This is a genomic window from Mesorhizobium sp. M0830, from assembly GCF_040319965.1.
GTDB lineage: Bacteria > Pseudomonadota > Alphaproteobacteria > Rhizobiales > Rhizobiaceae > Mesorhizobium.
This window is the reverse complement of the sequence record NZ_JAMYOR010000006.1, coordinates 1-25,580: the sequence shown is the minus strand read 5'-3', so window position 1 is coordinate 25,580 and position 25,580 is coordinate 1. Positions and strand designations below refer to the sequence as shown.

18 protein-coding genes are annotated in these 25,580 nt (G+C 63.1%); 13 read left to right on the top strand and 5 right to left on the bottom strand.

The features are described from left to right. Window positions 1-114: 114 nt before the first annotated feature. Window positions 115-1,629, top strand: a complete 1,515-nt coding sequence (amaB, locus tag NKI20_RS05835) for an L-piperidine-6-carboxylate dehydrogenase (RefSeq protein ID WP_352829066.1) — start codon at window positions 115-117, stop codon at window positions 1,627-1,629. 238 nt (window positions 1,630-1,867) lie between these two features. Here amaB and NKI20_RS05830 read toward each other — a convergent pair whose 3' ends face one another. The 4 genes from NKI20_RS05830 to NKI20_RS05815 form a co-directional block, all read right to left on the bottom strand. Next, window positions 1,868-2,731 carry a hypothetical protein gene (locus tag NKI20_RS05830; RefSeq protein WP_352829064.1) on the bottom strand — a complete coding sequence of 288 codons (864 nt, stop codon included), beginning with the start codon at window positions 2,729-2,731 and terminating at the stop codon, window positions 1,868-1,870. Between the two features lie 160 nt (window positions 2,732-2,891). Next, window positions 2,892-3,257, bottom strand: coding sequence for a hypothetical protein (locus tag NKI20_RS05825; RefSeq protein WP_352829063.1), 366 nt, complete (start codon window positions 3,255-3,257; stop codon window positions 2,892-2,894). Window positions 3,258-3,314: 57 nt separating this feature from the next. Further along, window positions 3,315-4,169 carry an endonuclease/exonuclease/phosphatase family protein gene (locus NKI20_RS05820; protein ID WP_352829062.1) on the bottom strand — a complete coding sequence of 285 codons (855 nt, stop codon included), beginning with the start codon at window positions 4,167-4,169 and terminating at the stop codon, window positions 3,315-3,317. Between the two features lie 146 nt (window positions 4,170-4,315). Then, window positions 4,316-5,779, bottom strand: a complete 1,464-nt coding sequence (locus NKI20_RS05815) for a phospholipase D-like domain-containing protein (protein WP_352829060.1) — start codon at window positions 5,777-5,779, stop codon at window positions 4,316-4,318. A 313-nt stretch (window positions 5,780-6,092) separates the two neighbouring features. On the opposite strand from NKI20_RS05815, the gene NKI20_RS05810 reads away from it, so the two are divergent. The 11 genes from NKI20_RS05810 to NKI20_RS05760 all read left to right on the top strand — a co-directional run bounded on the left by NKI20_RS05810 (window position 6,093) and on the right by NKI20_RS05760 (window position 20,196). After that, complete coding sequence (locus NKI20_RS05810; RefSeq protein WP_352599794.1) at window positions 6,093-6,296, top strand: hypothetical protein; 204 nt, start codon at window positions 6,093-6,095, stop codon at window positions 6,294-6,296. A gap of 619 nt (window positions 6,297-6,915) precedes the next feature. Then, on the top strand, window positions 6,916-7,332 hold the full coding sequence (locus tag NKI20_RS05805; RefSeq protein WP_023761637.1) for a helix-turn-helix transcriptional regulator: 417 nt from the start codon (window positions 6,916-6,918) through the stop codon (window positions 7,330-7,332). 216 nt (window positions 7,333-7,548) lie between these two features. Continuing rightward, window positions 7,549-11,931, top strand: coding sequence for a YadA-like family protein (locus tag NKI20_RS05800; protein ID WP_352829058.1), 4,383 nt, complete (start codon window positions 7,549-7,551; stop codon window positions 11,929-11,931). 7 nt (window positions 11,932-11,938) lie between these two features. Further along, the gene (locus NKI20_RS05795; protein ID WP_352829056.1) at window positions 11,939-12,520 is read left to right on the top strand and encodes an invasion associated locus B family protein; all 582 of its coding nucleotides are present in this window, start codon (window positions 11,939-11,941) and stop codon (window positions 12,518-12,520) included. Window positions 12,521-12,533: 13 nt separating this feature from the next. Then, on the top strand, window positions 12,534-13,199 hold the full coding sequence (locus NKI20_RS05790) for a hypothetical protein (RefSeq protein ID WP_352829055.1): 666 nt from the start codon (window positions 12,534-12,536) through the stop codon (window positions 13,197-13,199). Between the two features lie 45 nt (window positions 13,200-13,244). Further along, window positions 13,245-13,727, top strand: coding sequence for a DUF4189 domain-containing protein (locus tag NKI20_RS05785; RefSeq protein WP_352599798.1), 483 nt, complete (start codon window positions 13,245-13,247; stop codon window positions 13,725-13,727). Further along, window positions 13,724-14,260, top strand: a complete 537-nt coding sequence (locus NKI20_RS05780; protein WP_352829053.1) for an invasion associated locus B family protein — start codon at window positions 13,724-13,726, stop codon at window positions 14,258-14,260. The genes NKI20_RS05785 and NKI20_RS05780 overlap by 4 nt, the downstream gene beginning before the upstream one ends. A 352-nt stretch (window positions 14,261-14,612) precedes the next feature. Next, window positions 14,613-16,061 carry a TolC family protein gene (locus NKI20_RS05775; protein WP_352829051.1) on the top strand — a complete coding sequence of 483 codons (1,449 nt, stop codon included), beginning with the start codon at window positions 14,613-14,615 and terminating at the stop codon, window positions 16,059-16,061. Between the two features lie 39 nt (window positions 16,062-16,100). Next, window positions 16,101-18,233, top strand: a complete 2,133-nt coding sequence (locus NKI20_RS05770; protein WP_352829049.1) for a type I secretion system permease/ATPase — start codon at window positions 16,101-16,103, stop codon at window positions 18,231-18,233. 42 nt (window positions 18,234-18,275) lie between these two features. Next, window positions 18,276-19,565: an HlyD family type I secretion periplasmic adaptor subunit gene (locus tag NKI20_RS05765; protein WP_023760609.1), complete on the top strand. Its 1,290-nt coding sequence runs from the start codon at window positions 18,276-18,278 to the stop codon at window positions 19,563-19,565. Then, window positions 19,555-20,196, top strand: coding sequence for a ribbon-helix-helix domain-containing protein (locus NKI20_RS05760; protein ID WP_023760610.1), 642 nt, complete (start codon window positions 19,555-19,557; stop codon window positions 20,194-20,196). Before NKI20_RS05765 ends, NKI20_RS05760 begins: the two co-directional genes overlap by 11 nt. 44 nt (window positions 20,197-20,240) lie before the next feature. Here the strand turns inward: NKI20_RS05760 and NKI20_RS05755 are convergent, their stop codons facing one another. Further along, on the bottom strand, window positions 20,241-21,179 hold the full coding sequence (locus NKI20_RS05755; RefSeq protein ID WP_352829046.1) for a transglutaminase-like cysteine peptidase: 939 nt from the start codon (window positions 21,177-21,179) through the stop codon (window positions 20,241-20,243). 335 nt (window positions 21,180-21,514) lie between these two features. Between NKI20_RS05755 and NKI20_RS05750 the strand changes: the two genes are divergently transcribed. Continuing rightward, window positions 21,515-25,580 (top strand): DUF5801 repeats-in-toxin domain-containing protein (locus NKI20_RS05750; RefSeq protein WP_352829044.1); only part of this gene is annotated, 4,066 nt, incomplete at its 3' end.

The window sequence follows — 25,580 nt, the reverse complement described above, 5'->3', positions numbered from 1 at the left end:
GAAACGAGTAATGCCACGCCATGACTGTGCCCGAAGTGCTGACCGGCATGCGGGCGACATTGCGCAAGCATTGGTTCAACGCCATCTGATGGCGATGGATCCGAAAGGGACAAAATGACGATAGCGAAGGAAACGACCGAGCTTCTGGCGAAACTGGGTGTGGCGAAGGATGCGCTTGTCGGCGGTGACCTGATGGTGCGCAGCCCGGTGACGGGCGAGCAGATCGCGGCGCTTAAGACGATCTCGCCCGCCGATGCGGCCAAGACCATCGATGCCGCGCACAAGGCCTTCCAGGCATGGCGGCTGGTGCCGGGTCCGAGGCGCGGCGAACTGGTGCGGCTGCTCGGCGAGGAGCTGCGCGCGCACAAGGCCGAGCTTGGCCGGCTGGTCTCGATCGAGGTCGGCAAGATCCCGTCCGAGGGCCTCGGCGAAGTGCAGGAGATGATCGACATCTGCGATTTCGCCGTCGGCCTCTCCAGGCAATTGTACGGCCTGACCATCGCCACCGAGCGTCCGGGCCATCGCATGATGGAAACCTGGCATCCGCTCGGCGTCGTCGGTGTCATCTCCGCCTTCAATTTCCCGGTTGCGGTGTGGTCGTGGAACGCGGCACTGGCGCTGGTCTGCGGCGACGCGGTGGTGTGGAAGCCGTCGGAGAAGACGCCGCTGACGGCGCTTGCCTGCGAAGCTATCTTCAACCGTGCTGTCAAGCGCTTCGGCGCGGATGCACCTGAGGGACTGGCGCCGGTGCTGATCGGTGACCGCGCCGTTGGCGAGATCCTGGTCGATCACCCAAAGGTGCCGCTGGTCTCGGCCACCGGCTCGACCCGCATGGGCCGCGACGTCGGCCCGCGGCTGGCCAGGCGCTTTGCGCGCGCGGTGCTGGAGCTTGGCGGCAACAATGCCGGCATCGTCTGCCCGACAGCCGATCTCGACATGGCGTTGCGCGCGATTGCCTTTGGAGCGATGGGCACGGCAGGCCAGCGCTGCACGACGCTGCGGCGCCTGTTCGTGCATGACAGCGTCTACGACGCCCTGGTTCCACGTCTCAAGAAGGCCTACGAGAGCGTCTCGGTCGGCAATCCGCTGGAGACCACCTCGCTGGTCGGGCCGCTGATCGACAAGGCAGCCTACGAGAACATGCAGAAGGCGTTGAAGGAAGCCGCCGCCCAGGGTGGCAAGATTACCGGCGGCGCGCGCGTCGAGAATGGTCATCCGGATGCCTATTACGTGCATCCGGCGCTGGTCGAAATGTCCAAGCAGGTGGCCCCGGTCACGGAAGAGACCTTCGCGCCGATCCTCTATGTGATGAAATATTCGGATTTCGACGCCGTGCTCGACGAGCACAATGCGGTGGGCGCCGGCCTGTCGTCGTCGATCTTCACCCGCGACCTGCAGGAGTCCGAGCGCTTCCTCGGTGTCGATGGGTCGGACTGCGGCATTGCCAATGTCAACATCGGCACTTCGGGCGCCGAGATCGGAGGTGCCTTTGGCGGCGAAAAGGAAACCGGCGGCGGCCGCGAGAGCGGCTCCGATGCGTGGAAGGCCTATATGCGGCGCGCCACCAACACGGTGAACTACTCAAAGGCACTGCCGCTCGCCCAGGGCGTCTCGTTCGATATCGACTGACGAGGGCCGGGTTGGGCATTGGCAGCTTTTGTGCCGGTAGCTTTTAACGATAGGAATTTTTTCTTGACCTCGTGCCCTCAGCTATGGTACATATTCGCCCATGGTGCTGATTTGCGCCAGTGACCCGCCGTGCAGGCGGGTTTTTCGTTTGATGCTTCGTCAGCCAACGCCGGCGAAGGCTGCGAAGGATAACCCGAGTTCGTTGCCATGGGCGTCTCCCGCAGGGTTGCCCAACCGATCAGCTGCCTGCCGGCTGGCCAAAAGTCGCGACGAAAGCGGCATCGACTATGGCCAGCTTGGCGGCCTGGACGGTCATGTATTCCTGGTAGAAGGTGTTCGACACCCACATCACCGAATGGCCGCGCTGGCCGAGCCAGCCGATGCTGCCGAGGTTCTCGGCGGCGCGCAGTTTGCGGGCAAGGTGGGTACGCGACAGCTTGAGCCATTTGGCGAAATCGCCGATCGAAACCACGCTGGTCGCAATCCGCTCCAGGCCGGCATGATCGGGGTCAATGCCCGACATCAGCCAGTCCATGACGATGCCGCCATTGTTGAGCCAGATGAACAGGGAAAAGGTCTGGTTGGGTTCGCGCACCGGCGCGGAGGCTAGCAGGCCGTCCGCCACCAGAGGCTGCAGCCTGGCAACCATTTCGGGATGCTCCAGGAATCTGGCCAGGCGGTCAGCGCCGTCGAGGTGATCCAGCGTGCGCAAATGGGCAAGGACCCAGCCGGTAAAAGTCTGCACAGTTGCCGCTGTCGGCTGCAAGGGATGGGTACGGCCGTCGCCACCCGACACGTATTCGGCAATGTGGTAGTGCAGCATCTCCTTGATGAAAGCGTCCGCCGTGTTGCGGCTAGCCACCGCGTGCTGGTGCACGAACTCGATGAAACGCGATACCGTCAGCTCCTTGCGACGGTCGTGCGGGTCGCGCCTGAAATGCATGGCAAGGCCGACATGGCCCATCAGCCAACGCTGCTGCGTGGCGAAAATCGAAGCCAGCCGAGGGCTGTCCTGATAAATCTGGATCAGCGCCAGCGACTGCTCCTGAACGCAGCGATGCAACGCCGGATGGCCGGCAATGTCTTCCAGTCTCAGCGCCATCTCCTGGTGTTCCGGCTCGACTCCAAAGCGAGTTGCGCTCCAAATTTTTCAGCCTTCGGCAGCTGTGTCCAGAGGGTATCAAATAGTGAGGTCGGGCCCTGTCCGGGCAGGGTCGCCAAGCTGGCCTGCTTTGTCGCCAGCCGGTTGGCACGGCCGAAGATCAGCCGCAGACGCGGACCTCCTCGATCACCCTGTGGTGGTGGCGCCAGTGCTTGATCAGTTCGATGTGGCAGCGGTGGTGCCGGTGGTGGCGGCGATATTCGCCGTCGTTGTAGTCGCCATATTGTGCGTTCTGGTCGTCATCATATTGGTTGTCGTAAATACGCCGGTCGTGATGGCGGCGAACGATGATTTCGCCATTGTCGAATTGATCATCCGGTGAGTACTGGTCATCCGGTAAATACTGGTCGTCCGGTGAATATTCATCGTCGCCGGACTGGATAATCACGCTTGCGGCTTGCGACGGTGCCACGACTGCGGCCGTTGCGGCAAATGCCAACACGGAAGCTAAAATCAATTTCTTCATTCGGTCCTCCTGCAAGACCTATCAACTCGTGGAAGAACCGGGCGTTCCACGGGACATCTACACGCTTTGCGACGCCCGGGACATCAAACCGTTATCGGCGCCGGCCATGCGCTCCAGTTGGACAAAAGCCGTCAACGGCAGGTGGTCCGATGCAACCCGCGAAAGCGGCGTGTCATGCGCGTCGACGGCGGCAATCATGCCATGCCTGTTGGCCATGATGCGGTCGAGCGCCAGCAGCGGCAGGTTCGAGGGGAAGGTGGGGACCGCCGGCGGCTGCGGGCCGAACGACGCATGCAGCGTATTGAGCGCGGAGCGGTTGCCGAGGCGCCATTCGTTGAGGTCGCCGAGCAGCAAGGTCGGCTTTTCGTCCGGGCTGTTCATCAGGTCGAGTACGACACGTGCCTGCTGGGAGCGCGAGCGGCGCAGCAGGCCGAGATGGGCGGCGATGATGCGCAGCGTCTGGCTTCCATCGAGGTCGATCTCCGCCACCAACGCGCCGCGCGGCTCCAGTCCCGGAAGTCTGATCTGGTGCACGTCACGAACGACGCCCTTCTTGAACAGCAAGACATTGCCATGCCAGCCATGGCCCTTGCCGGTCGCGGAAATCGGCACCGGAACAAGGCCGGTTTCGCGCTCGAGCCGGGCCAGGTCGAGAAGCCCGACACGGTCGCCGAAGCGGTTGTCGACTTCCTGCAACGCAATGACATCCGGATCGATTTCGCGGATGACGCGGACGGTCCGCTCCGGGTCGAATTTCCTGTCGACGCCGATGCATTTGTGGACATTGTAGGAGGCAACCAGCGTGCCGGTGATGGCCGTGGTCTTGAGTGCGGCAACGTTTGCCTTCCGCATCCGGCGGTCACGAATGGATAACAGCATACTTGCCGGGAGGCTGCGTCCGGTCACGCGCATCGTGTGCCTTCCATGGCCGCTGCTTTCACCATGCACCTCAGATATAGTCTTTCAGTCCATATTCCATGATCGGCATCAAACTATCCGCCCAACACGTCGTTTTGGTAAAGATGGGTTCACTCTCATCCAGAGACAGGGTGAACCATCTAGAGATAGGGCGAACCGAGCCAGAGGGCCCGGTCGAACAGTCTGATGAGGAACGGCCGGGCCTTCAATGCTTCCAGCGTGACCGGTACGGCCGTCTCGAGCGCCGACCGGATGCGCGCTTCGATCTCGTTGGCAAAGCCGGCGTCGAGGATTTCGAGGTCGATCTCGAAATTCAGCCGCAGCGACCGGGCGTCAAGATTGGAAGAGCCGACATAGGCCCACACGCCGTCGATCGAAACCAGTTTCGAATGGTCGAAAGGTCCTTCCGTGCGCCAGACGCGGCAATAATGTTTCAGCACCTGGTCGAATTGCGCCGTCATCGCACGGTCGACCAGGAAAAGGTTGTTCACCGCCGGCACGACGATGTCGATTTCGACACCTCGCCTGCCCGCTGTTATCAGCGCACTGATCAGTTCGCGATCCGGCAGAAAATAGGGCGACATCAGGCGGATCGATTTGCGGGCGACGGAGAACGCACCGATCAGCAGCTTGTGGTTGGTCTCGTTGCTGGCGTCCGGGCCGGAAGCGACGGCCCGGACCAGCATCGGCACACCGGGCGACGGTGAGAGCGGGGCAATTCGCCAGTCATCGCCCTTCAGCGCCTCCTTGGTAGCGAAACGCCAGTCCTCGGCGGCGACCGAAAATAGGTCGGCGACGACCGGACCGGTCACCCGGAAATGTGTGTCCCTGGCGCTGTTGGAGCCGGCGAATTCGGCTGAGAAGCCCTTGCGGATGTTCATGCCGCCGGTGAAGGCGACCATGCCGTCGACCACGAGGATCTTCCGGTGGGTCCTGAGATTGGCATAGGGCAGGCGCAGACCCATGACGATGTTGCCGTTGAAGAGATCGGTGGTGATGTTGGCCTCGCGCAAATGACCAAGGATGCTCGGCACGGAGTAGCGGGCGCCGACGGCATCGATCAGCACGCGCACGGCGACGCCGCGCCGGACGGCGCCGGCCAGCGCTTCGACGAAGAGCCGGCCGACGGCGTCATTGTCGAAAATGTAGGTTTCGAGCAGGATGCTGCGTTCGGCGCCGTCGATCGCCGCACACATGGCCGCATAGGCCTGGTCGCCGGTCTCCAGCACCTCTATTGCATTTCCAGGCGTCAGTGCGCGCCGCGCCACCCTGTCGCCCAGTGTTCTCAAGCCGGTGAACCGCTGCCCGTATCGCTCGACGATAAGGGCCTCTTCGGCGGCGACGTCACGCTCAAGCTTGGCGGATACCGCGTTGCCGGCAAGCGGACGCTGTGCGGTGATCGTGGCGCGACGGATGCGGTTGATGCCGGCGACGGCATAGATCAGCACGCCGAGGATCGGCGACAGCACCATCACGCCGACCCAGCCGGTGGCGGCGCGGACATCCTCCTTGGTCATGACGGCGTGAACGATGCCGACGGTCGCCATCCCCACGGAGATGACCGCGAGAATTTGAGGCCAATGAGTCGCCAGCGTCTCCAACATGGCCGAGACTATCCAGCGAGCGATTGCAGAAGGCAATGCGGCCGATCATGTGCTGGAACTGATCTTGCCAGGCATCGTGCGATGGCAAGCGTTCGATGTTGCGAAGAGATACTCAGTGCCGGCGACAGGCTGCCCGGCCGAAGAATTGTAACCTTGGGCAGAGCGGCGAAGCATAGAGACGAGCTGACGCGACGTCATTCTCTGCAGCCACCGGTTGTCGAAGGCTTCCTATGCTTGGCGGCGGACTTGTTGTATGCAAGCGGGAATAAAAAACAAGGACGTACGTTTCGGTCGAGGGCGAGGGGGGCCGCGAATGATGGAGTTCAACTTCGGCGGACCTCCTATGGGTGACGACGACGTCGAATTATCGGCCGAATGCCGGCGCCAGTTGTTGCCGCTCGTGCGCGAAATCGTTCAGGCGGCGGTCGCGGTCGGTTGGAACGAGGAGGATGTTCTTCTCGGCCTTGTCGAACTTGCATGGAATCTGTACGAGGAGCGTCGCGAGGATCAGCAATAGCTGGCGATATTCAGCAGGCCCGCAAGATCTTCGACTGCGTCCAGTATCGGACCTCCCTTATCCCGGACAAAACGCTTTCTTTGCGCATGGAAGTTCTTCCATAGCCTTAGCATGTGCGTTAGTTTGATTCCCGGGTTGGTGGGCTAAAGGGGATTTCGAGCGGCGAGGCGGCTGAGGCGAGGCCCATGAAACATGCGGAGACCTGGGAAGGCGGCGCTTTCCGGGGCGGCGGTCGGGGACGAGTATCCCGACCTGTGTTCGGCGTTATTGCGGAAAGTGCAAGCCCGGGAAGGGCAGCCCAGCGCCGGAGCGCGATGTCTCCGCGCGACTGGATCGCGGAAGCTTCTGGCGACCAGCATTCCTCAGGGATATTGCCGGCTCGCATAACTGTCCGTGTTCGGCAAAGCCGGACCGTGGCCTCTCGATACCGTCCGCCGCTGCCGAGCCGCCCGGGATCGCCGGCGCCGGGACCGATCGTCCGTTCATCGCTTGTCCCGCCGGCATACGATGCGTGAGAGCCGGTATAGGTTCAGTTCGATCAATCACGAATTGTTTTCGAGGGAACGACGTATGCCGCATCAGGTTGAGTTCCATTCGGGAAAGATCCGGAGGCCGAGCCATGCGGCGCCACGATGATCCCCGGGAACCGACTTCCGGGACCGATGCGACGCGACAGCCGACGCTGAACGTGAAAGGCGGGCTTTCGGTGCGCGGTGCGCGCCGCGTGCAGGAATTCCTGAACGAGAACTTTTCGCGCAAGCTGGCACTTTCCGAAATGGCCGCGGTTTGCGGGCTTTCGCCCTATCACTTCATGCGGGCTTTCTCGAAGACGTTCGGGGCGCCGCCGCACCAGTATGTTCTCGATCTGCGGCTGGACTTCGCGGAAAGACTGCTTCTCGACAGGCGCATGACCATCGCGGAGATCGCTCATCTCTGCGGATTTTCAAGCCAGAGCCATTTTACCACGATGATGAAGAAGTATCGCGGTGTCACGCCATTGCAAGCGCGGTCCGGAAAGCTTAGGCGGGAAGCTTAGGCGGACCGGTAGATTGCGCAAGTACTTTGACGCTGGCGGATGATCTCTTATTAAAGCGATTACTAAAGTAACGAGCCGTTAACCTCTACGGTCCTGCGCCGATGTTTTGTCACGAGACAGCAATTTCGTGAAATACCGCAAGCCAGAATCATGGCTTCTTAGCATCAGTTCGTATTGTCAGACATTTTCACGCCGACAGGCGGGCGGAGAGGGACCATGACCGACAATCACATTTCCAATGGCTCGTTTGCGCGGGCGGTGAATTTCGCCGGGCACTGGATCGCGGGCGCCGGTCATGGCTCTCGCTCGACGCGCCGCCGCCTGATGGCGGTGCTGCGCATGGCGCACCGCGTGCTCGGCCTCGGCCGCAAGAATATGGGTCTGGGAACGCTGGGCGTCGGCGGCAGTGTGCGTTCGGCCGGCGCGATCGGCGGCCTTGCCGCGCTCGCCGCGCTCGGCCTCTCCGCGCCGGCCCAGGCGCAATACCAGGCTGGCGGCGGTTCGGCGACAGGCGGCAACGCCGTCGCCATCGGTAACGGTGCCACGACGAATGGCAATAACGCCGTGGCGTTGGGCACCTCCAACAGTGCAACGGGCGACGCTACGATCGCCATCGGCTATTCAATGAGTGTCAATGGCCTCAACTCCATAGGCATAGGTGTCTTCGCAGGCGCAACCGGCGTCAATGCCCTCGCCCTGGGCGGGAATGCCAAGGCCAACGGGGACGCGGCAAGCGCCATTGGCGTCAATTCGGTTGCAGCCGCCGGCGCGGCCGCCTTTGGCCTGAACGCGCGTGCCGACGGAACGAACTCGACGGCGATAGGCTATGTTACCCGGGCGACCGGACTGCGCGCCACCGCGCTCGGGTTTGGTGCAACAGCGTCCGGGCTGGATTCGATTGCTCAAGGTAATAGCGCCGTCGCAAGCAACCAGAATGCCATCGCCATCGGCTTCCAGTCGACCGCGACCGCGGTCAACGCCATCAATCTTGGCAACCGAACTATTGCGGGAGGTGGCGCCCTTCAAGACAGCGCCATCGCCCTCGGCACGGACGTACTGGCGTCTCAGGTCGACGCCACTGCGATCGGACGCCAAAGCAAGGCAACGGGCACGGGCGCCACGGCGATGGGCCGGAACGCCAGCGCCTGGGGTAACCAGTCGATCGCGCTCGGCCTGGGCGCGCAGGCAGGCGTTCAGGCCAACACGGCCTTGCCCAATAGCATCGCCATCGGCACCAATTCGCTATCGTCTGGCGCTTTCGCCACCGCGATGGGCGCCGCCTCGACTGCGAGTGGCGCCAATTCGGCAGCCGTGGGCTTCCAGGCCCAGGCCGCCGGCGCCAATGCCGCAGCCGTTGGTCCCCAGGCAAATGCATCGGCATTAGACTCGGCAGCGTTCGGCAACGTTGCCACCGCTTCGGGCAATTTCGCGCTGGCCCTGGGCAATTCGGCCGTATCGAGCGGAGTGGGCTCGGTCGCGGCGGGCTCTGGAGCCCAGGCCACGGACGTCTCCACCACAGCTTTGGGTAACAACGCCGCGGCGACCGCCGCAAATGCCAGCGCACTGGGCTTGGGCGCCACGGCCAGCGGAACATACGCCACTTCGCTGGGTTCCACCTCCAAGGCCACCGGTGCCCGTGCGTTCGCGGGTGGCCGTTCGACCACTGCCCAAGGCGACGATTCCATCGCCATCGGCACGACATCCATCGCGACAGCGGCGGCCTCGACAGCAATCGGAGCGGGCGCGGTGACACAAGACGTAAATGCGATCGCCATCGGCACCGCCGCCGGCGCGCTCTCCGCCGACTCCGTCGCCATCGGCACGGGAGCGATTACCGACGGCGGCAAGGCGGTCGCCATCGGCTACGGCAACCAAGCCTATGGCGACGGCGCGGTCGCCATCGGCGATCCGAGCTACGCCAGCGGCACCGGCGCCTTCACCGGCGGTGCCAACAACATCGCCAACAGCGACGGTACGGCGACCGCCACCGCGGCCAACCAGGCGGCGGGCGCCGTCGCCATCGGCAACAACAACAAGGCGATCGGGCAAGGCTCCGTGGCACTGGGCAACGGCTCGACCGCCGGTGCCGCTGGCCTCGCCGGCAATGTCGCGCTCGGCGACGGCGCCACGGCGGCGGCGAGCTCCGGCGACGTGGCGCTCGGCTCCGGCTCTGTCACCGCCACGGCCGTCGGCACCGCGAGCGGGGTGGTCAACGGCACGACCTATGCGTTCCAGGGCACCAACCCGCTCTCGACCGTCAGCATCGGCGCTCCTGGCGCCGAGCGTACGCTGACCAACCTGGCGGCGGGGCGCGTCAGCGCGCTGTCGACCGATGCGATCAACGGCTCGCAGCTCTTCGCCACCAACCAGGCGGTCGACGCCATCGGTGCTGCCATCACCAACATCAATATCGGCGGCATCAAGTATTTCCATGCCAACTCGACGGCGGCGGATTCCTTGGCATCGGGTACGGACTCCGTCGCGATTGGACCTGTTGCGACCGCGACAGGGACGAACGCCATCGCGGCCGGTACCAATTCGAGCGCTACCGACGCCAACGCCTCGGCTTTCGGCAGCGGCGCCGTCGCATCGGCCCTCGATGCAACGGCGATGGGGTACATATCCAAGGCCTCGGGCCAATACAGCACCGCCGTTGGCGCAAACGCCAATGCGACAGCCCTGTCAAGCACGGCGGTCGGCCAGAACGCGTTCGCAACCGACGTTCAAGCGACCGCTCTCGGCAAACAAGCCAACGCCAGCGCCGCCGATGCGCTCGCGCTGGGCGCCAACGCCACCGCCAGCAACGCGGGCGCCGTCGCGCTCGGCTCGGGCTCGGTCACGGCCGTGGCGGTCGGCACGCCCAGCACCGTGATCAACGGCACGACCTATGCGTTCCAGGGCACCAACCCAACCTCGACGGTCAGCGTCGGCGCGGTCGGCGCCGAGCGCACCATCACCAACGTCGCGGCAGGGCGGATCAGCGGGTCCTCGACGGATGCGATCAATGGTTCGCAGTTGTTCGCCACCAACCAGGCCGTCGACGCTATCGGCACCACGCTCAGCACCATCGGCGGTTCCGTGACCAATCTCGGCAACACGATCGCCAACATCGCCGGCGACACCTCGACTGCTTATACCGACGCCAATGGCATCGGTATCCGCTATGCCCGCACCAACGAGGCTGGACTGGCGCCAACCGATTCCTTCGCGCAAGGGATCGGCTCCACCGCCGTCGGCTACCAGGCAACCGCTACCGGCGCCAGCGCGCTGGCCCTCGGGCGCGACAGCAATGTCAGCATCGACGGCGGCGTTGCGCTCGGTTCCGGTTCGGTCTCGGATCGCGTGGTAGCGCCCGCATCGGGATCGATCCTCGCCGGCACCGGCCTCATTCCCTACAACACCACCGACCTGACACTGCTCGGCGCCGTTTCGGTGGGCACCTCCACCTCTTATCGCCAGATCACCAATGTAGCCGACGGCACGGAGGACCAGGACGCGGTCTCGCTTCGCCAGTTGAAGGGCGCGCTGAGCTCCTTCGCGGTGACAGGGACCAAGTATTTCCACGCCAATTCGACGGCATCGGACTCGCTTGCGGTCGGCGTCGATTCGGTTGCGGTTGGTCCGCGCACGACCGTCAACGGCGACAACGGCATTGGCATGGGCAACGGGGCCATCGTGCAGCAGACGGCGCCGGGAGGCATCGCGATCGGCCAGAACGCGACGGTCAATCAGGCCGACAGCATTGCTTTCGGCACGAACTCGACCGCCAACGGCGCCCAGGCAATGGCGCTTGGCGCCGGCGCCACGGCCAACGAGCCGGGCAGCGTCGCTCTCGGCGCGGGCTCGACGACGACGGCGGCGGTCGCCACCACCGGCACCACGATCAACGGCGTCAACTACACGTTTGCCGGAACCGCTCCGACGAGCACGGTGAGCGTCGGCAGCGCCGGCAATGAGCGCACCATCACCAATGTGGCGGCGGGCCGGATCAGTTCCACCTCCACCGACGCCATCAACGGCAGCCAGCTCTATGCGACCAACCAGGCAGTCGAGGCAGTGCAGGGGAGTGTCGGCGATCTCGCTGAGTTCTCCGTCCAGTACGACAAGGACGTGGACGGCAACAAATCCAACTCGCTGACGCTTGCTGGCGGCGATCCGAACGCTCCGGTGGTCATCCACAATGTCGGGGCGGGCGTCGCGAACAATGATGCGGTCAACGTCAAGCAACTCAACGACGGGCTGTCGCTCACGCTGGCAGATTCGAAGACCTATACCGATCAGGTAGCAGGCACGACGCTCCAGCAAGCCAACAACTACACCGACCAGAAACTCGGCCAGCTCAATTCGGACATCAGCGGCATCCGGGACGAAGCACGGCAAGCGGCGGCCATCGGCCTTGCCGCAGCCTCGCTGCGCTACGACGACCGTCCCGGAAAGTTGAGCGTGGCGGCCGGCGGCGGCTTCTGGCGGGACGAGAGTGCGTTCGCCTTCGGCGCGGGCTACACCAGCGAAGACGGCCGTATCCGCGGTAATGTCTCGGGCACGGCGGCGGGCGGAGATGTCGGGGTCGGCGCCGGCCTCAGCTTCACCTTGAACTGAGGCGGGGATGAACAGACTGACCAGACATGCCGGCCTCGGGCTTGCCGCACTGACTTGTCTGGTGCTGTCGGGTAGCCTCGTGCAGGCTGCCGGGCAGGCAGGCTCGACATACAGGATCAAGCCCTCGGACGTGGTGGTACCCCCCGAGGCGAAACTCGGGGAATACCAGCGCACCATCCGTCCCTTCGAAAATTGGACGCTGATCTGCGACGAGAACCTCAAGGCCCGCAAGAAGGTCTGCAATGTCTCGCAGGTGATCGAGGACACATCCGGCAAGATGGCCTTCAGCTGGTCGCTTGCGGCCACGCAGGACGGCAAGCCGTACATGATCCTGCGCACCGCGCCGAACGCCAGGAGCGACGGCCTTGTGTCGCTGAAATTCGACGGACAGGCGAAGCCGATCGACGTTCACTTGAACGGCTGCAACGACGTGGTCTGTGTCGGCATGTTGCCGGTCGGGCCCGTGATGCGCCAGCAGATATCGCAGAGCGCGACGCCGGCGATCTCCTATTCGACCGTCGATGGCCAGACGATCACCGTGACCGCAACACTCAAGGGGCTGACGCAAGCCCTTTCGCCAATCAAATGACCGGGGAAGCATCATGAGCCAGCAGGACCAGTTCATGTCCGCAAAACGCAGCCCGACCGTCGAGCCGGATCGGCAGAGGCTCGCCGAGCCGCCGCGGCGGCGGTGGCCGCGCGTCCTCGCACTTTCGCTGATGGGGCTGACGATGGCTGGCCTGGGCTTCGCCGCCGCGAACTACGTCGCGATGACCAACCTGATCGGCGGCGCGACGGCCGCACAGGCGCAGGCAGCCGCGCCAGCACTTCCGGACACGCCTTTCCTCGAGCACGTCAAGCAAGCCGGTGTGCAGGCCTGTTCGACGATCTACCCGGTGCTCGGGCAGATCTTGACGACCGGCGCCAAATACAGCGTCAAATCGCTGTGGAACGACCAGGCCGCCGACAAACATGCCGTTCAGGCCTTTGTCGGCATGGACTATTCGACCGAGCGCTATAGCGGACCGGCCGCCGGCGTCGTTTTCGCATCGCCCACCGCTTCGGGTTGCGAGGGAGCGATGGTACGGGTGGCGCCGTTCGCCAGTCCGTGTTCCGAGATTCCCTCCGTTCTTCCGCAGGGCAGCAAGATCACCGACCATCTTGGCAAGGTCGAGGTGTACGAGCTTGGCGGGAACGCGGGTGAAGCCCTTCTCCTGCCGACAGGCAACAGCTGTGTGGTGATCTCCGTCGCTTCGGCGTCGAAGTGAGGACGCGAAGCTGATGGCGACGGCTCCTGCAGAGGATTGCTGACTATGAGATACGGACCTTTGGCTGCTGTTCTTGGCTTTGCCTTGCTCTGGGCCGGGCAAGTCATCTCGGCCGATCTGCCGGAAGCGCCACCCGAACCGCCGGCGCCACCACCGCAGGAGGAAAAAGGCATCTGGGCGGCGATCGCCTACTCCAGCACCGACGTCAAATACGGCTTCTTCTGGGGCGCCGACAAGCGGCAGGAGGCGTCGGATATCGCGCTCAAGCATTGCAAGAACGCGGGCGGAGATAATTGCACCGTCGTAACGGTGTTCCGCAATCATCGCCATTGGAACGACGACGACGATACCGGCTTTCCCTACAAGCATTGCGGTGCCCTGGCCCTGGCCGAGAAGGCGAATGACCGGCAGTTCACGCCCTGGGGCGTGGATTCCGCCGAAACGCGTCGTGAAGCGGAAGACCTCGCTTTGCAGGCCTGCGAGGCGGCGGGAAGCAAATGCAAGATCCGCGAGTGGGTTTGTACATGAAGCGTGGCCTCAAGGCCGTCTCCGCGTTTGGGGCAATCGTATTCTCATTGATGTCGCCGGCCTTGGCCCAGCAACAGGTGGCGGCGGTCCTCGACGGACCGTCGTCGCTGCGCGAAGTCTATCAGGACTGGAGCGTGGCCTGTTCCGTCCGCGAGAAGGCAAGGGTGTGTTCACTTTCGCAGGACCAGGTCCAGCAGAACGGCCAGAGGCTTCTTGCGGTGGAAATCGCGGGACGCGCGGACGGTTCGACGACGGCTACCCTGCTTCTACCCTTCGGCATACTGCTCGATTCAGGCGTGACGCTCCAGATCGACGATCGGCCGCCATTGTCCCAGCAGCGCTTCAGGACCTGCCTGCCAACGGGTTGCCTCGCGGTCTTTGCCATCGAACGGTCGGTGCTTGCAAAACTGCGGGAAGGCTCGGTGCTGAAGCTCAATGTCACGACAGATGCCGAGACCCCGCTGACATTCCCGGTGTCGCTGCACGGGCTGACCGCGGCGCTCGACCGCATGGCTGCGTTAAGCGCACGTTGAGGGGAACGGCGTCAGCCTGCACCTCGTGGAACTGTCCGAAATAGCGATCCAGCCCCGGCTTCGGCCGCTAATAGCCGGTATGATTCTGGCTGCATCGGCCAGCGAGCTTTCGTTTTCTTGTGCTTTCCCACACGTGGCGGCGTCCGGATACAACCCCAGCGGGCCGATATCTATGTGCCATTTTTGTTACATCCCGCCGCTCTTCTGATCTGAATCGCCGTTTTAGTGGCGGCTAAACCAATAATCGCTCACAAATTTCATGAATCTGTGAATAATCCCCCGACAGGTAGGCCTTGGCTTGGCCATAGCGCTCAAGTAATAGGGGCGCTGGGGAAACGAGGGTGGGTTTCATATGAATACGACAAGCATGTCGACCGTGGGCAAGCGCCTTGGTCTTTTGATGGCGGCCACCATGCTGACCTGCGGGGGCGCTCATGCGCTCACGCTCAAGGAGGCGATGGCCGTTGCGGTGGAATCCAATCCCGAGATTGGACAGGCAATCGAAAACCGCGAAGCCATCGAATTCGAGCTGCGGCAGGCCAAGGGGCTTTATCTTCCCAGCGTCGACGTCGAGGCATCGGCTGGCGCTCGCCGGCTCGACAATCCGTCCCGGCGGTCGCTTTCCATCGAAGACGACGCGCTCTATCCGGCTGAAACCGATCTTACGGTTTCGCAGACGCTTTATGACAGCGGCGCAAGGCGGGCCGAGTTGAACCGCCAGGCATCGCGCGTCGATGGCGCTTCGTTCCGGGTGCTGGAACGCTCCGAATTCATCGGGCTGTCCGTTGTCCAGGACTACCTGGAGTACATGCTGCAGGCTTCGATCGTTGCCGAAGCGAAGAAGAATCTCGGCTTCCACCAGGCGATTCTCGGCGACATCCGGCAAGGCATTTCGGGCGGCGCGCTGAACGAGGCCGACCGGCAGCAGGCCGAGGAACGGCTGTTCGCAGCCAAGGCGCGCATGCAGGAGGCGACCGAGGAACTGGAAGCGGCCAAGATCCGCTTCTTCAAGACCGTCGGAAAGCCACTGACCAGCCCTTCGAGGCCGGGCGATGTCTCGGCCGCGCTCCCACGCTCGCTTGACGAGGCAATAGGGTTGGCGCGGGAAAGCAATCCGCGCGTGCACATGGCCAACAGCGACATCGATGCCGCGGCCTCCCTCGTGGATGCTGCACGGGCAAAATTTGGCCCTTCCATCATCGCTGAAGGTCGTGCCCGGGCAGGAACCGACATTGACGGCGACGATGGCGACACCAGCGACCTGCAGGCGCGCGTGGTCCTGCGCTGGAACCTCTACCGCGGCGGTATCGACAAGGCCAACGAGCAGGAGCAGATCCGCCGCACCAGCGAACAGCGTCTGGCGCTGCATCAGGTCCAGCGCGAAATCGAGGAAGCCGTTCGCACCTCATGGGATCGCCGTTTCCGGCAAGCCGATCTGGCAAAGACCCTGAGGCAACAAGCCGCCTCCAGTGAGAAGCTGGTCGCTTCCTATCGCGAGCAGTTCAAAGTCGGACAGCGTTCGCTGCTCGACGTGCTCGATGCACAGAATACGCGGTTCAACACCGCAACGCTGGCTGATACCTCGTCCTATGCATCGCTGTTTGCCGAGTACCGGCTGCTGGCCGCGACCGGACAGTTGCTGAAAACGATGAACCTCAAGCCGGCGAAACAAGCGACGGCCTATGCGCGAACCGAGTTTGCGGCACCGGAAACCGCAGACACCGAGACCTATGCGCGGACGCCGTCGGAGCAGAAGAACGACCTGCCTTTCGACATTCTCGCCCCGGTGAGGAAGAAGTAAGACGGCGCAAAGTCCAGCGAGAGTTCCGACGGGCAGATCGTGAACCAGCAACCCCATATCCTGTCTCCCAAGGAGGCGTTCAAGGCCTGCTTCTCAGCCGTTGCCGGATATCTCGGCCGGCCGAGCGCGGAGACGGTGCTGTTCGCCGGCGTACCGCTGTCGGACACCCGAATTGAAGTCGACGACATCAGGCACCTTGCCGAGCGCATCGGCATGGAAGTCACCGAGTTCAGCCACCGCGATTTTCTCAGGGGCCGCATCGACCTGCCCGCCATCGTCTTTCGCGTCAGCCAGTTGCCCATCGCCCTGCTCGCGCAAACCGAAGACGGTGCGTATATCACCGCGCCCCAGGAGGACGGCCGCACCGCGATCGGCAGGTCGGAACTCGCCGCCAGCTACATCAGCGGTGGAGCGTCCTTCTCGATCACCTATGCCAACGCGGCAGAGGGGATGACGATCGGCTCGGCAGCCAAGATCGAGCGAAGACATTGGCTTACCGGAACGATGGGGGCTTTCTGGCGCACCTATTCGAAGGTCGTCCTGGCGGCGGTGTTCATCAACATGCTGGCCATAGCCTCGCCCATCTTCACGATGAACGTCTACGACAGGATCCTGCCGAACAAGGCCATATCGACACTGTGGGTTCTGGCAATCGGCATTGGCGCCGTCATCCTGTTCGACCTGCTTTTGAAGACGGCCAGGGCTTCCCTCATCGACTATGCAGGGCGCAAAGCCGATCTTCGGATATCGTATCTTCTGTTCGAGAAAGTGCTGAACTCGTCGCTGTCGGCGCGTCCCGGTTCGACCGGTGAATACGCGAACAGGGTCACGCAATACGAGTTCGTCAGGGAGTTCTTCACCTCGAACACCATCAGCGTATTCATCGACACGGCATTCGTCTTCGTCTTTCTGCTTGTCATCTATGCGATCGGCGGCTGGCTGGTGATCATACCGGCGCTGGCCTTCGTGATGTCGGTTGTCGTCGGCCTGATCACGCAGCGTCGCATCGGCAAGCGCGTCGCCGCCTCGATGAACGAAGCTTCGCAACGCCAGTCCCTGCTGGTCGAATCCATCTCCACGCTGGAGACGATCAAGTCGCTGCGCGCCGAGGCGTATCTGCTGCGCAAATGGGGGGAGCACTCCAAGAACGCCGCCAACACCTCCGAGAAGATCAAGCAGCTTTCGGCGGCCGCGGGCAACATCACCCAGTCCATACAACAGCTGGTGACCGTCGCTCTGGTCGTGGCCGGTGCTTATGCCTTCTCTGAAGGGCATGTTTCGACAGGAGCGATCATAGGAACGGTGATGCTGGCGAGCCGGGCCGTGGCTCCGCTCGGCCAGATCGCCATCACGCTGTCCCGGTTCCGCCAGGCCATGCTCTCGTTGAGGATGGTGAACTCGATCATGGCTCAGCCGGAAGACCGACCAGACACTGTGGGTTTCGTCAACCGCCCCATTCGCAGCGGGGCGATGGTGTTCAGAAACGTCGGGTTCGTCTATCCCGGCACGGAAAACGAGGTTTTGAGCGGCCTGAATTTCTCGGTGAAGCCGGGTGAGCGGGTCGGCATCATCGGCCGCATAGGATCGGGCAAGACGACGATGGGTCGTCTTATCGGCCGGCTTTTCCTGCCGACTTCCGGCGAGCTGCTGCTGGATGGGATCGACATTCGCCAGTATCACCCGTCCGAGGTTCGCGCCGCGGTCGGCATCGTTGCGCAGGCTGGCGACCTGTTCTCGGGCACCATCAAGGAAAACCTCCTGATGGCATGCCCCGAGGCTACCGACGAGCAGATCATCGAAGCGGCGAAGGCCGCCGGCGTCGACGATTTCGTCTCACGCCACCCGCGCGGCTACGACATGAATGTCGGCGAGCGCGGCACCAATCTTTCCGGCGGTCAGAGGCAGACGGTGGCGATCGCACGCCTGCTTTTGACCAAACCGAAAATCGTCTTTCTGGATGAACCATCGGGCTCGATGGACCTCGCATCGGAACGCCAGTTGATAAAGCAGCTGAAAGTCGCCTTTGACCGCGACACGACGCTGATCGTCTCCACACACCGGTTCAGCATGCTTGAACTGGCCGACCGCCTGATCGTCATCGAGCGGGGCAAGATCGTTGCCGACGGTCCGAAAGACCAAGTCATACAGGCGTTGCAGAAAACAAGCGCCTGATAGAACAAATAGTAATGCATCCAATGCGTTGGGGCGTGGGAAATGCTTGCCAGGGAAGATCGACCGCCGCTTTTCGCGTCGGCCTCCATATTCATCATAGGAGCGCTCTTCGTCGCTTTTGTCGCCTGGGCGTCCTTTGCCGAAGTCGATGAGATCGCACGCGGCGACGGCAAGGTCATACCCGCTTCCAAGACCCAGGTCATTCAGGCGAGTGAAGCCGGTGTCGTTCAGGAGATCGCCGTGACGATCGGCCAGATCGTCAAGAAGAACGATCTCATCATCCGCCTGGACAACACGCTCAACACGTCCAGCCTCGGCGAGCAGCAGGCCAAGGCGCGCGCGCTGGAAGTGCGCATAGCAAGGCTGAAATACGAACAGGCCGGCAATCTGTCGGGTGCATTTCCGTGCCCGCAAGACATTCAGTCCATCGCTCCGCAAATCTGCGACAATGAACAGAAGCTGCTCATCGCCCGACGCGAGAATTTCGACAACAAGCTATCCGTGCTCAAGTCGCGCCTCGACCAGCGCGAAAAGGAACTGGCCGAGGCGATCGCCAATTCCGACCGTCTGACCAAGAACCTGGCCGTCAGCGACCAGGAGGCAACGCTGGTCGACGCGATGGTCAAGAAAGGCCTGATGGCAAGGACCGAGCAGCTCCGGGTGGAACGCGAGCAGACCGAACTCAACGGTCAGCTGAACCTGGCGGGCGAGACCATCAAGAAGGGCAAGGCGGCGATCACGGAAGCACAGCTTCAGGTCGAGGAACTCGGCCTGCAACTGCAGCAGGAGGCGTTGGACGACCTCACCCAGGCGCTGGCGGACCTCTCGGTGGTGGATGAAACCATAAGGGGGGCGACCGACAAGGTGGCCCGCACCGATATCCGGTCTCCGGTGGACGGCATCGTCAACACGCTGGAGCTGAACACGGTCGGCGCCTTCGTCCAGCCTGGCGCCGTGGTGGCCGGCATCGTGCCGACCTCCGAGACCTTGCTGGTGGAGGCACGGGTTTCGCCACGAGATGTCGCGTTCATCCGCCCCGACCAGGAAGCGCTTATCAAAGTCACCGCCTATGATTTCTCGATCTTCGGCGGCATCGAGGGCAAGGTCTCGAACATCACGGCAGACAGCCTGGTCGATCAGAAGACAGGGGAACCCTACTATCAGGTGCGCGTGTCGACGGACAAATCGACACTTCTGAGAGACGGCAAAGCCTATTCGATCATCCCCGGCATGATCTGTTCAGTCGACATCAAGACCGGGCGCAAGACGATCCTGCACTACCTCCTGAAGCCGATCAACAAGGCGCGTGAGGAGGCGATGAGTGAGCGGTAGCGCCAGCCTCCATCAGCCTGATCGCGAGCGGCTGCTGCCGTCGGTCACAGCCGAGGATTTTGGGCTGGAATTTCGGGTGGTGGCGCGCGGCGGCATACGACGCGGCATCCGTCTGGAGCGGGCATTCTGGATGGCGCTGAAGCACATGGCCGAAGTCCGCAAATGCACGATCGGCATGCTCATCGACGAGATCGCCGAAAGCCAGGCGCAGACAGGCAACCTGACATCCGCGATCCGGGTGGCCTGCATGCGTGGATTGGGGGACGAGAACCTGACGTTGCGAAGGCTTGCGTCGATCAACACCATCAACGCCATACTGGTCGCTTGTCCATCGCCGGCCTTTGCGCTGGCATCGTCGAAGAAGATCCTGACGTTCAACGCGCCGTTCCAGCAACTGGTCAAGCGTCAACTGCCGATCGCCCCAAGCGATGATGCGCGCAACGACCTCAAGCTGGCGCTGGACCTCAATGTGGCTGATATCTTCGCGCGGCTCGATGCCAATGGCGAAACGCCGGTGGCCACCGGCTTTGTCATAGGCGCCGGCGAACGTCGATACCGTGGGCAGTTGAATGCGGTGCGCGCGCCGGTGGTCGAGCCGGAGTTGCTGATGGCGTTCGTCTTCGCCGGCTAGACCGGTCCGCTCACCCGACGTGTACTGCCAATCCCGGCGTAGACCTACGGCTGAAAACCTTCGCCCGGCGCGACGGTCGCGAAGCCGCCCTTGATGTCGGCCATCTGGGCTTCGCCCGGTCTAGAGCCATGGATCCAGGCGCGGTCCGTGCTGAACGAATAGAGCGGAACGTAGTCCGGCAGATCGCTGTCGCGCATAACGGTGTTGCTCAGGCTGTCGAGAATGAAGGTGCCGCTACCCGTGCTCACCGACAGCACTGCGTGAAAGAAGCCTCTCTTGCGGTCCTGGAGAACGACCAGCGCCATGCTTTGCGTTGGGATGCCGGCCCGCAGCAGAGCCGTCATCTTGAGGATGGCGAAATCCTCGCAGTCGCCGGCCCGCCGTTCGAGGATTTCCGACGGCTTCGCCCAATAGTCGAGCTTGCCGTAGACGACGCTGTCTTTCCTGTAGGCGATCAGGTGATTTACCGCGCTGTTGACGAAGGACAGTTTCTCGCTGAACCCCTTGCCTTGAGCGGCGGCGACCATGCCGGCGAAAGCCGCGCTCTTGCGCTCGCAGTCGCTGCCAGCCGAACAGGCGATGATTGCCCGGTAGACGGGCGCCCAGCGAGCCGAGACGGGAAAATTGCGCATCGACAACGCAACCGACCCGAACACGCCCGGAATGATCGACGCGGTCTGCACCGGGTCTATCCCGGCTCGCGTCATTGACGGGCTGTCGCCGCGATCGGCAATCGCCGGGCCATAGCTGCCGAACACCATGCCGATGCGATAGGGGGCAGCAGGCTGCCAGGGCTGAGGCCTCGCCAGCGACACACCGCCGAGCCAGGGCGGCGTCTGAACCCTTTCCAGAGGCGCGCCCTGTGCGGCTGCATCGCTGGAAATTGCGTTCGCGAATGATGGCCCTGCCAGGCCGACAAGCCCGATTGCCAGCAGGAGCACCTTGAGCCCGGTTTTCCCCAGAGCTGAGTTTTCTTTTTTCATGACGCCCACCTTTGACTGTGGACGCTACCAATCTTGTCTCAAATTATTGGAAAGGAAGGTAGGTAACTTTCCCCCAAATCACTTCGACTATTTTGCGTAAAATTTTATACAAATTTATACTTCCATTTACCAAAGAATCGCGGCTCACCTCCGGCTCACCTCCATCCTTTCGGCTTCCATGGGCGTCAATGTATATCATGTTATATTGTTGTAGTTTACCACGTGTAAAAAATGCCGAACCATGCATATCGGAGTATATGAAATAGATTGCAGGACGGTTGCAAAGCAGAGGTCGCCACTGTCTCTTTCCGGGAAATGACGGAGGGGTTTCAGCAATGACCACCAATATCGATTTGGACAGCTTTTCGGGTTCCATGGACGACCATTCGGCGTCCGGCGAACACAACAGTCAGATTTCGCCGGCAGAGATGCAGGTCGCACAGGCAACGGCGGCACAGCAGCCCGCCCCGGCAGCGTCCGAACCGGTGCCGGTCGATGTCGGCGCAGCGCCGGCCAAGCCGGAGGCACCGGTTACGGCAAACGCACCCGCGGCGACGGCACCGCACGAATATGTGGCTGACGCTGGCAACATCGTAAAACTTCCGTCCAACGTTTCCATCGACAACATCAAGGTCGACGGCAACAACCTTGTGCTCGAACAGGCCGACGGCTCGGTGATCGTGATCAAGGACGGCGCCTTGCACGTGCCGACCTTCATCATCGGCGACGTCGAGGTGCCGCGCGTTGCCTTGCTGGCAGCGCTGGAAGCCAGCCATGTCGATGTTGCATTCGGCGCCGACGGTTCCATATCGGCCGGCCCGGGCGGTTCGAATTCCAGTGCAGGCGGAGACTTCTCGGTCCCCCCCGGCGGCATCGGCGACGGGTTCGACCTGTCGGCCTTGCTGCCGCCGACAGCCTTGCAGTTTGGTCAATTGGACCGGCGCGAACTGTTCCCCTCGATCGTCGACAGGCAGGTTACAGTGACGGCCACGTCATTGCTTGCTCCCAGCGAAGCGGCCAGCGAAACCGGCCTTGATGGCGGCCCGACACAATCGCCGGGTAGCGATGCACCGAGCCATTCGGAAACGTCCAGCAAGGGAACCATCAGCATCGATGCGCCGGATGGAATCGGGTCGATCGTCATCAATGGCGTCACCGTCACCGGTGTCGGCCAGCACATCCCGGGGGATTTCGGTTTCCTGACGATCGTCTCCTTCAATCCGAGCACCGGTGCCATCGAATACAATTACACGGTGACCGAATCGGTCACGCATCCCTTGCAGGGGGATGGATTCAATCCCAACGACACGGTCCCGGACAATTTCAGCATCACCGTCACGGATGTCGATGGCGATACCGCCAGCACCACCTTTGCCGTCGCCATCGTCGACGACGTACCGACGGCGGTTGCCGATATCGACAGCATCGCCGCCGGCCAGTTCGGCCCCGCCACGGGCAATGTGCTTGTCGGCGGTACGGATGCGGGTGATGGCAATACCACGGACGGCGTTGCCGACACCCAGGGCGCCGACGGGGCGACGGTGGTGGGCGTTGCGGCCGGCAACACCAATACAGATGTCAATGACGCGGCTACGCTCGACGTGCCGTTCCAGGGCGCCTACGGCAAGCTGACGCTGCACAGTGACGGCTCCTATACCTATGTTCGCGACGCCGGCACGCCCGGCGGCGTCAACGACGTCTTCACCTACACGATCAAGGACGGCGACGGCGATACCTCGCACACCACGCTGACGATCTCGATCGGCAACTCGACGCCTGTCATCACCGACCTGACGCCGGAGGCCAATGGCGGCGATGTCGTCGTCAACGAGGCTGCATTGAATGTCGGCACGCCGGGCGGGCCTGGGTCGGATCCGGCCAGCACGGCCGAGACCGGCGCCGGCACTTTCACCATCTCCTCGCCCGACGGCATCCATTCGCTGGCGATCGACGGCAATGCCTTCATCACCAATGGCGCGTTCACCGCAGGCTCCTTCACCACCGCGCTCGGCAACACACTCAATGTGACGGCTTACAATGCCGCCACCGGCCAGGTGAGCTACACCTACACGCTGGTCGACAACGAGGCGCATGACCCCATCCAGGGCACGAACAACCTGTTTGAGAACTTCACCGTCACGCTGACGGACCAGGATCTGCAGAGCACCGACGCCACGCTCTCGGTTAAGATCGTCGACGATGTGCCGACGGCGCATGATGAAGCCTCGCAGTCAATTGCGGAAGGTGCTCCGGCGCTGACCGGGACACTGGACTTCGTCGCGGGCGCAGATGGCGCGACGGTGACGCATGTCAACGGCACGCTGCTGATCTTCGATGCCGGTACGGGCTACTCGCAGTCGGTCGACATCGGCGCGGGCACCATCCAGGTGAAGGCGGACGGGTCATACTCGTTCACGCCGGATGCCTCGGTCGATAACAACTCCGGTCCGGTGGCGGTCAACGCGACCTACACGGTGACGGACGGCGACCTCGACACTTCGACGGCCAACATTGCCTTCACGATCACGGACGGCGCAGGCCCGGCTGCGGGCGCTCCGATCACGCTGGCGCTTGACGACCAGAACCTGAGCGACGGCTCGACGCCGGCCGGCCCGGACTTCGCCGCGAACTCGATCACCTTCACGCCGGGTTCGGACGCGATTGCCTCGATCGCCTTCGGCACCGATTTGAGCGGGCTGAACACCGCCAACCTGACCTGGACCAGGGTGTCGGACACCCAGGTCGTCGGCAAGGACGGCGCCGTGACGGTGGTGACGCTGGATCTGTCGGTTGCCAACAATGTGGCGACGGTGACGGCGACGCTGAACAACAATTACGACGCCCATCCTGGCATCAACGCCGACGATCTGGTCAATCTGGGCCATCTCGGCGTGGTTGCCACCGATATCGACGGCACCCAGGCGACCGGCACGGTCAACGTGACGGTGTCCGACGACGTGCCGACGGCGCATGATGAAGCCTCGCAGAACGTCGCCGAAGGTGCGACGATCACCGGCACGCTGGACTTCGTCGCCGGCGCCGACGGCGCCACGGTGACGCATATCGGCGCCACCGCGCTGGTCTTCGGCGGCGACGGCTACTCGCAGTCGATCAACATCGGCGACGGTTCGATCAAGGTCATGGCTGACGGCCATTACTCTTTCACCGCCGACAATTCGGTTGTCGGCACCGGCGCGGCTTCTGCAATTTACACGGCGACGGACGGCGACGGTGACACATCAACGGCCGGCATCAGCTTTGCGGTGACGGACGCCAATGTTCCGACCGGCGGCACAGCTGCGGCCTCGGTTGACGATGACGGCCTCGCCGGCGGCAATCCAGCGAGCACGATAGGGGACATCGACGCCAATGCGGGCGAGTCCCCAGCGAGCCTCAGCGAAGCAGTCTACAACGGCACACTGGGTGGTAGCGTCGGCGGTGATGGAGCCGGCTCCAACGGCTTCTCGTTCGCGACGCTGGACGGTACCGGGGGCACTGTCGGCCAGGAGAGCGTGACCTATAGTTGGGACGCCGCCACCGACACGCTGACAGCGACGGGTCCGCGCGGCGAACTGTTCACGGTGCATGTGACCGACCCGGCAACTGGCGCCTATACCGTGACGCTGCTCGACAACGTGCTGCAGGCCCAGGGCCCGAACGACGAGGACAATGCGACGGTCGACCTGGGCTATGTGATCACCGATGCCGACGGCTCGACGGCACCGGGCACGCTGACCATCACCTTTAACGATGATGCGCCGACGGTGGCGTTGGCTGATGTGAAGCTGCCGACGCTGAACGTGGATGAGAGCTATCTGACGGCGGCGACCAATGGCGGCATCAACGGCTCGGGCCAGGCGCCTGCCGGCTCGACGCATGCGGAAGCAACCTTCAGTGACGCCTTCACGGTGGCGACGGGCGCCGATGGCGGCACGACCAGCTATGCGCTGAGCGTGGCGGGCGGGTCCTCCGGCCTGGTCGACACGGCGAGCGGACTGGCGGTGATCCTGTCGGTCAACGCCAGCGGCGTGGTCGAAGGCCATGCCGGCGCCGGCGGCGCGCTGGTGTTCACGGTGAGCGTGGACGCCAACGGCAAGGTGTCGTTCGATCTCGACCGGGCGGTGCATGAGGACGGCGCCAGCAACACGCCGAACGACGGCACCAGCCTGTCGAACCTGATCACGCTGACGGCGACGGTGACGGACGGCGACGGCGACAAGGCCTCGCAGGCGCTCAACCTCGGCAGCCTGCTGACCATCAACGACGACGGCCCGACGATCGGGCTGAGCGGGACGACGCACGCGCTGACGGTTGACGAGAGCTATCTGACGGCGGCGACCAATGGCGGCATCAACGGCTCGGGCCAGGCGCCTGCCGGCTCGACGCATGCGGAAGCAACCT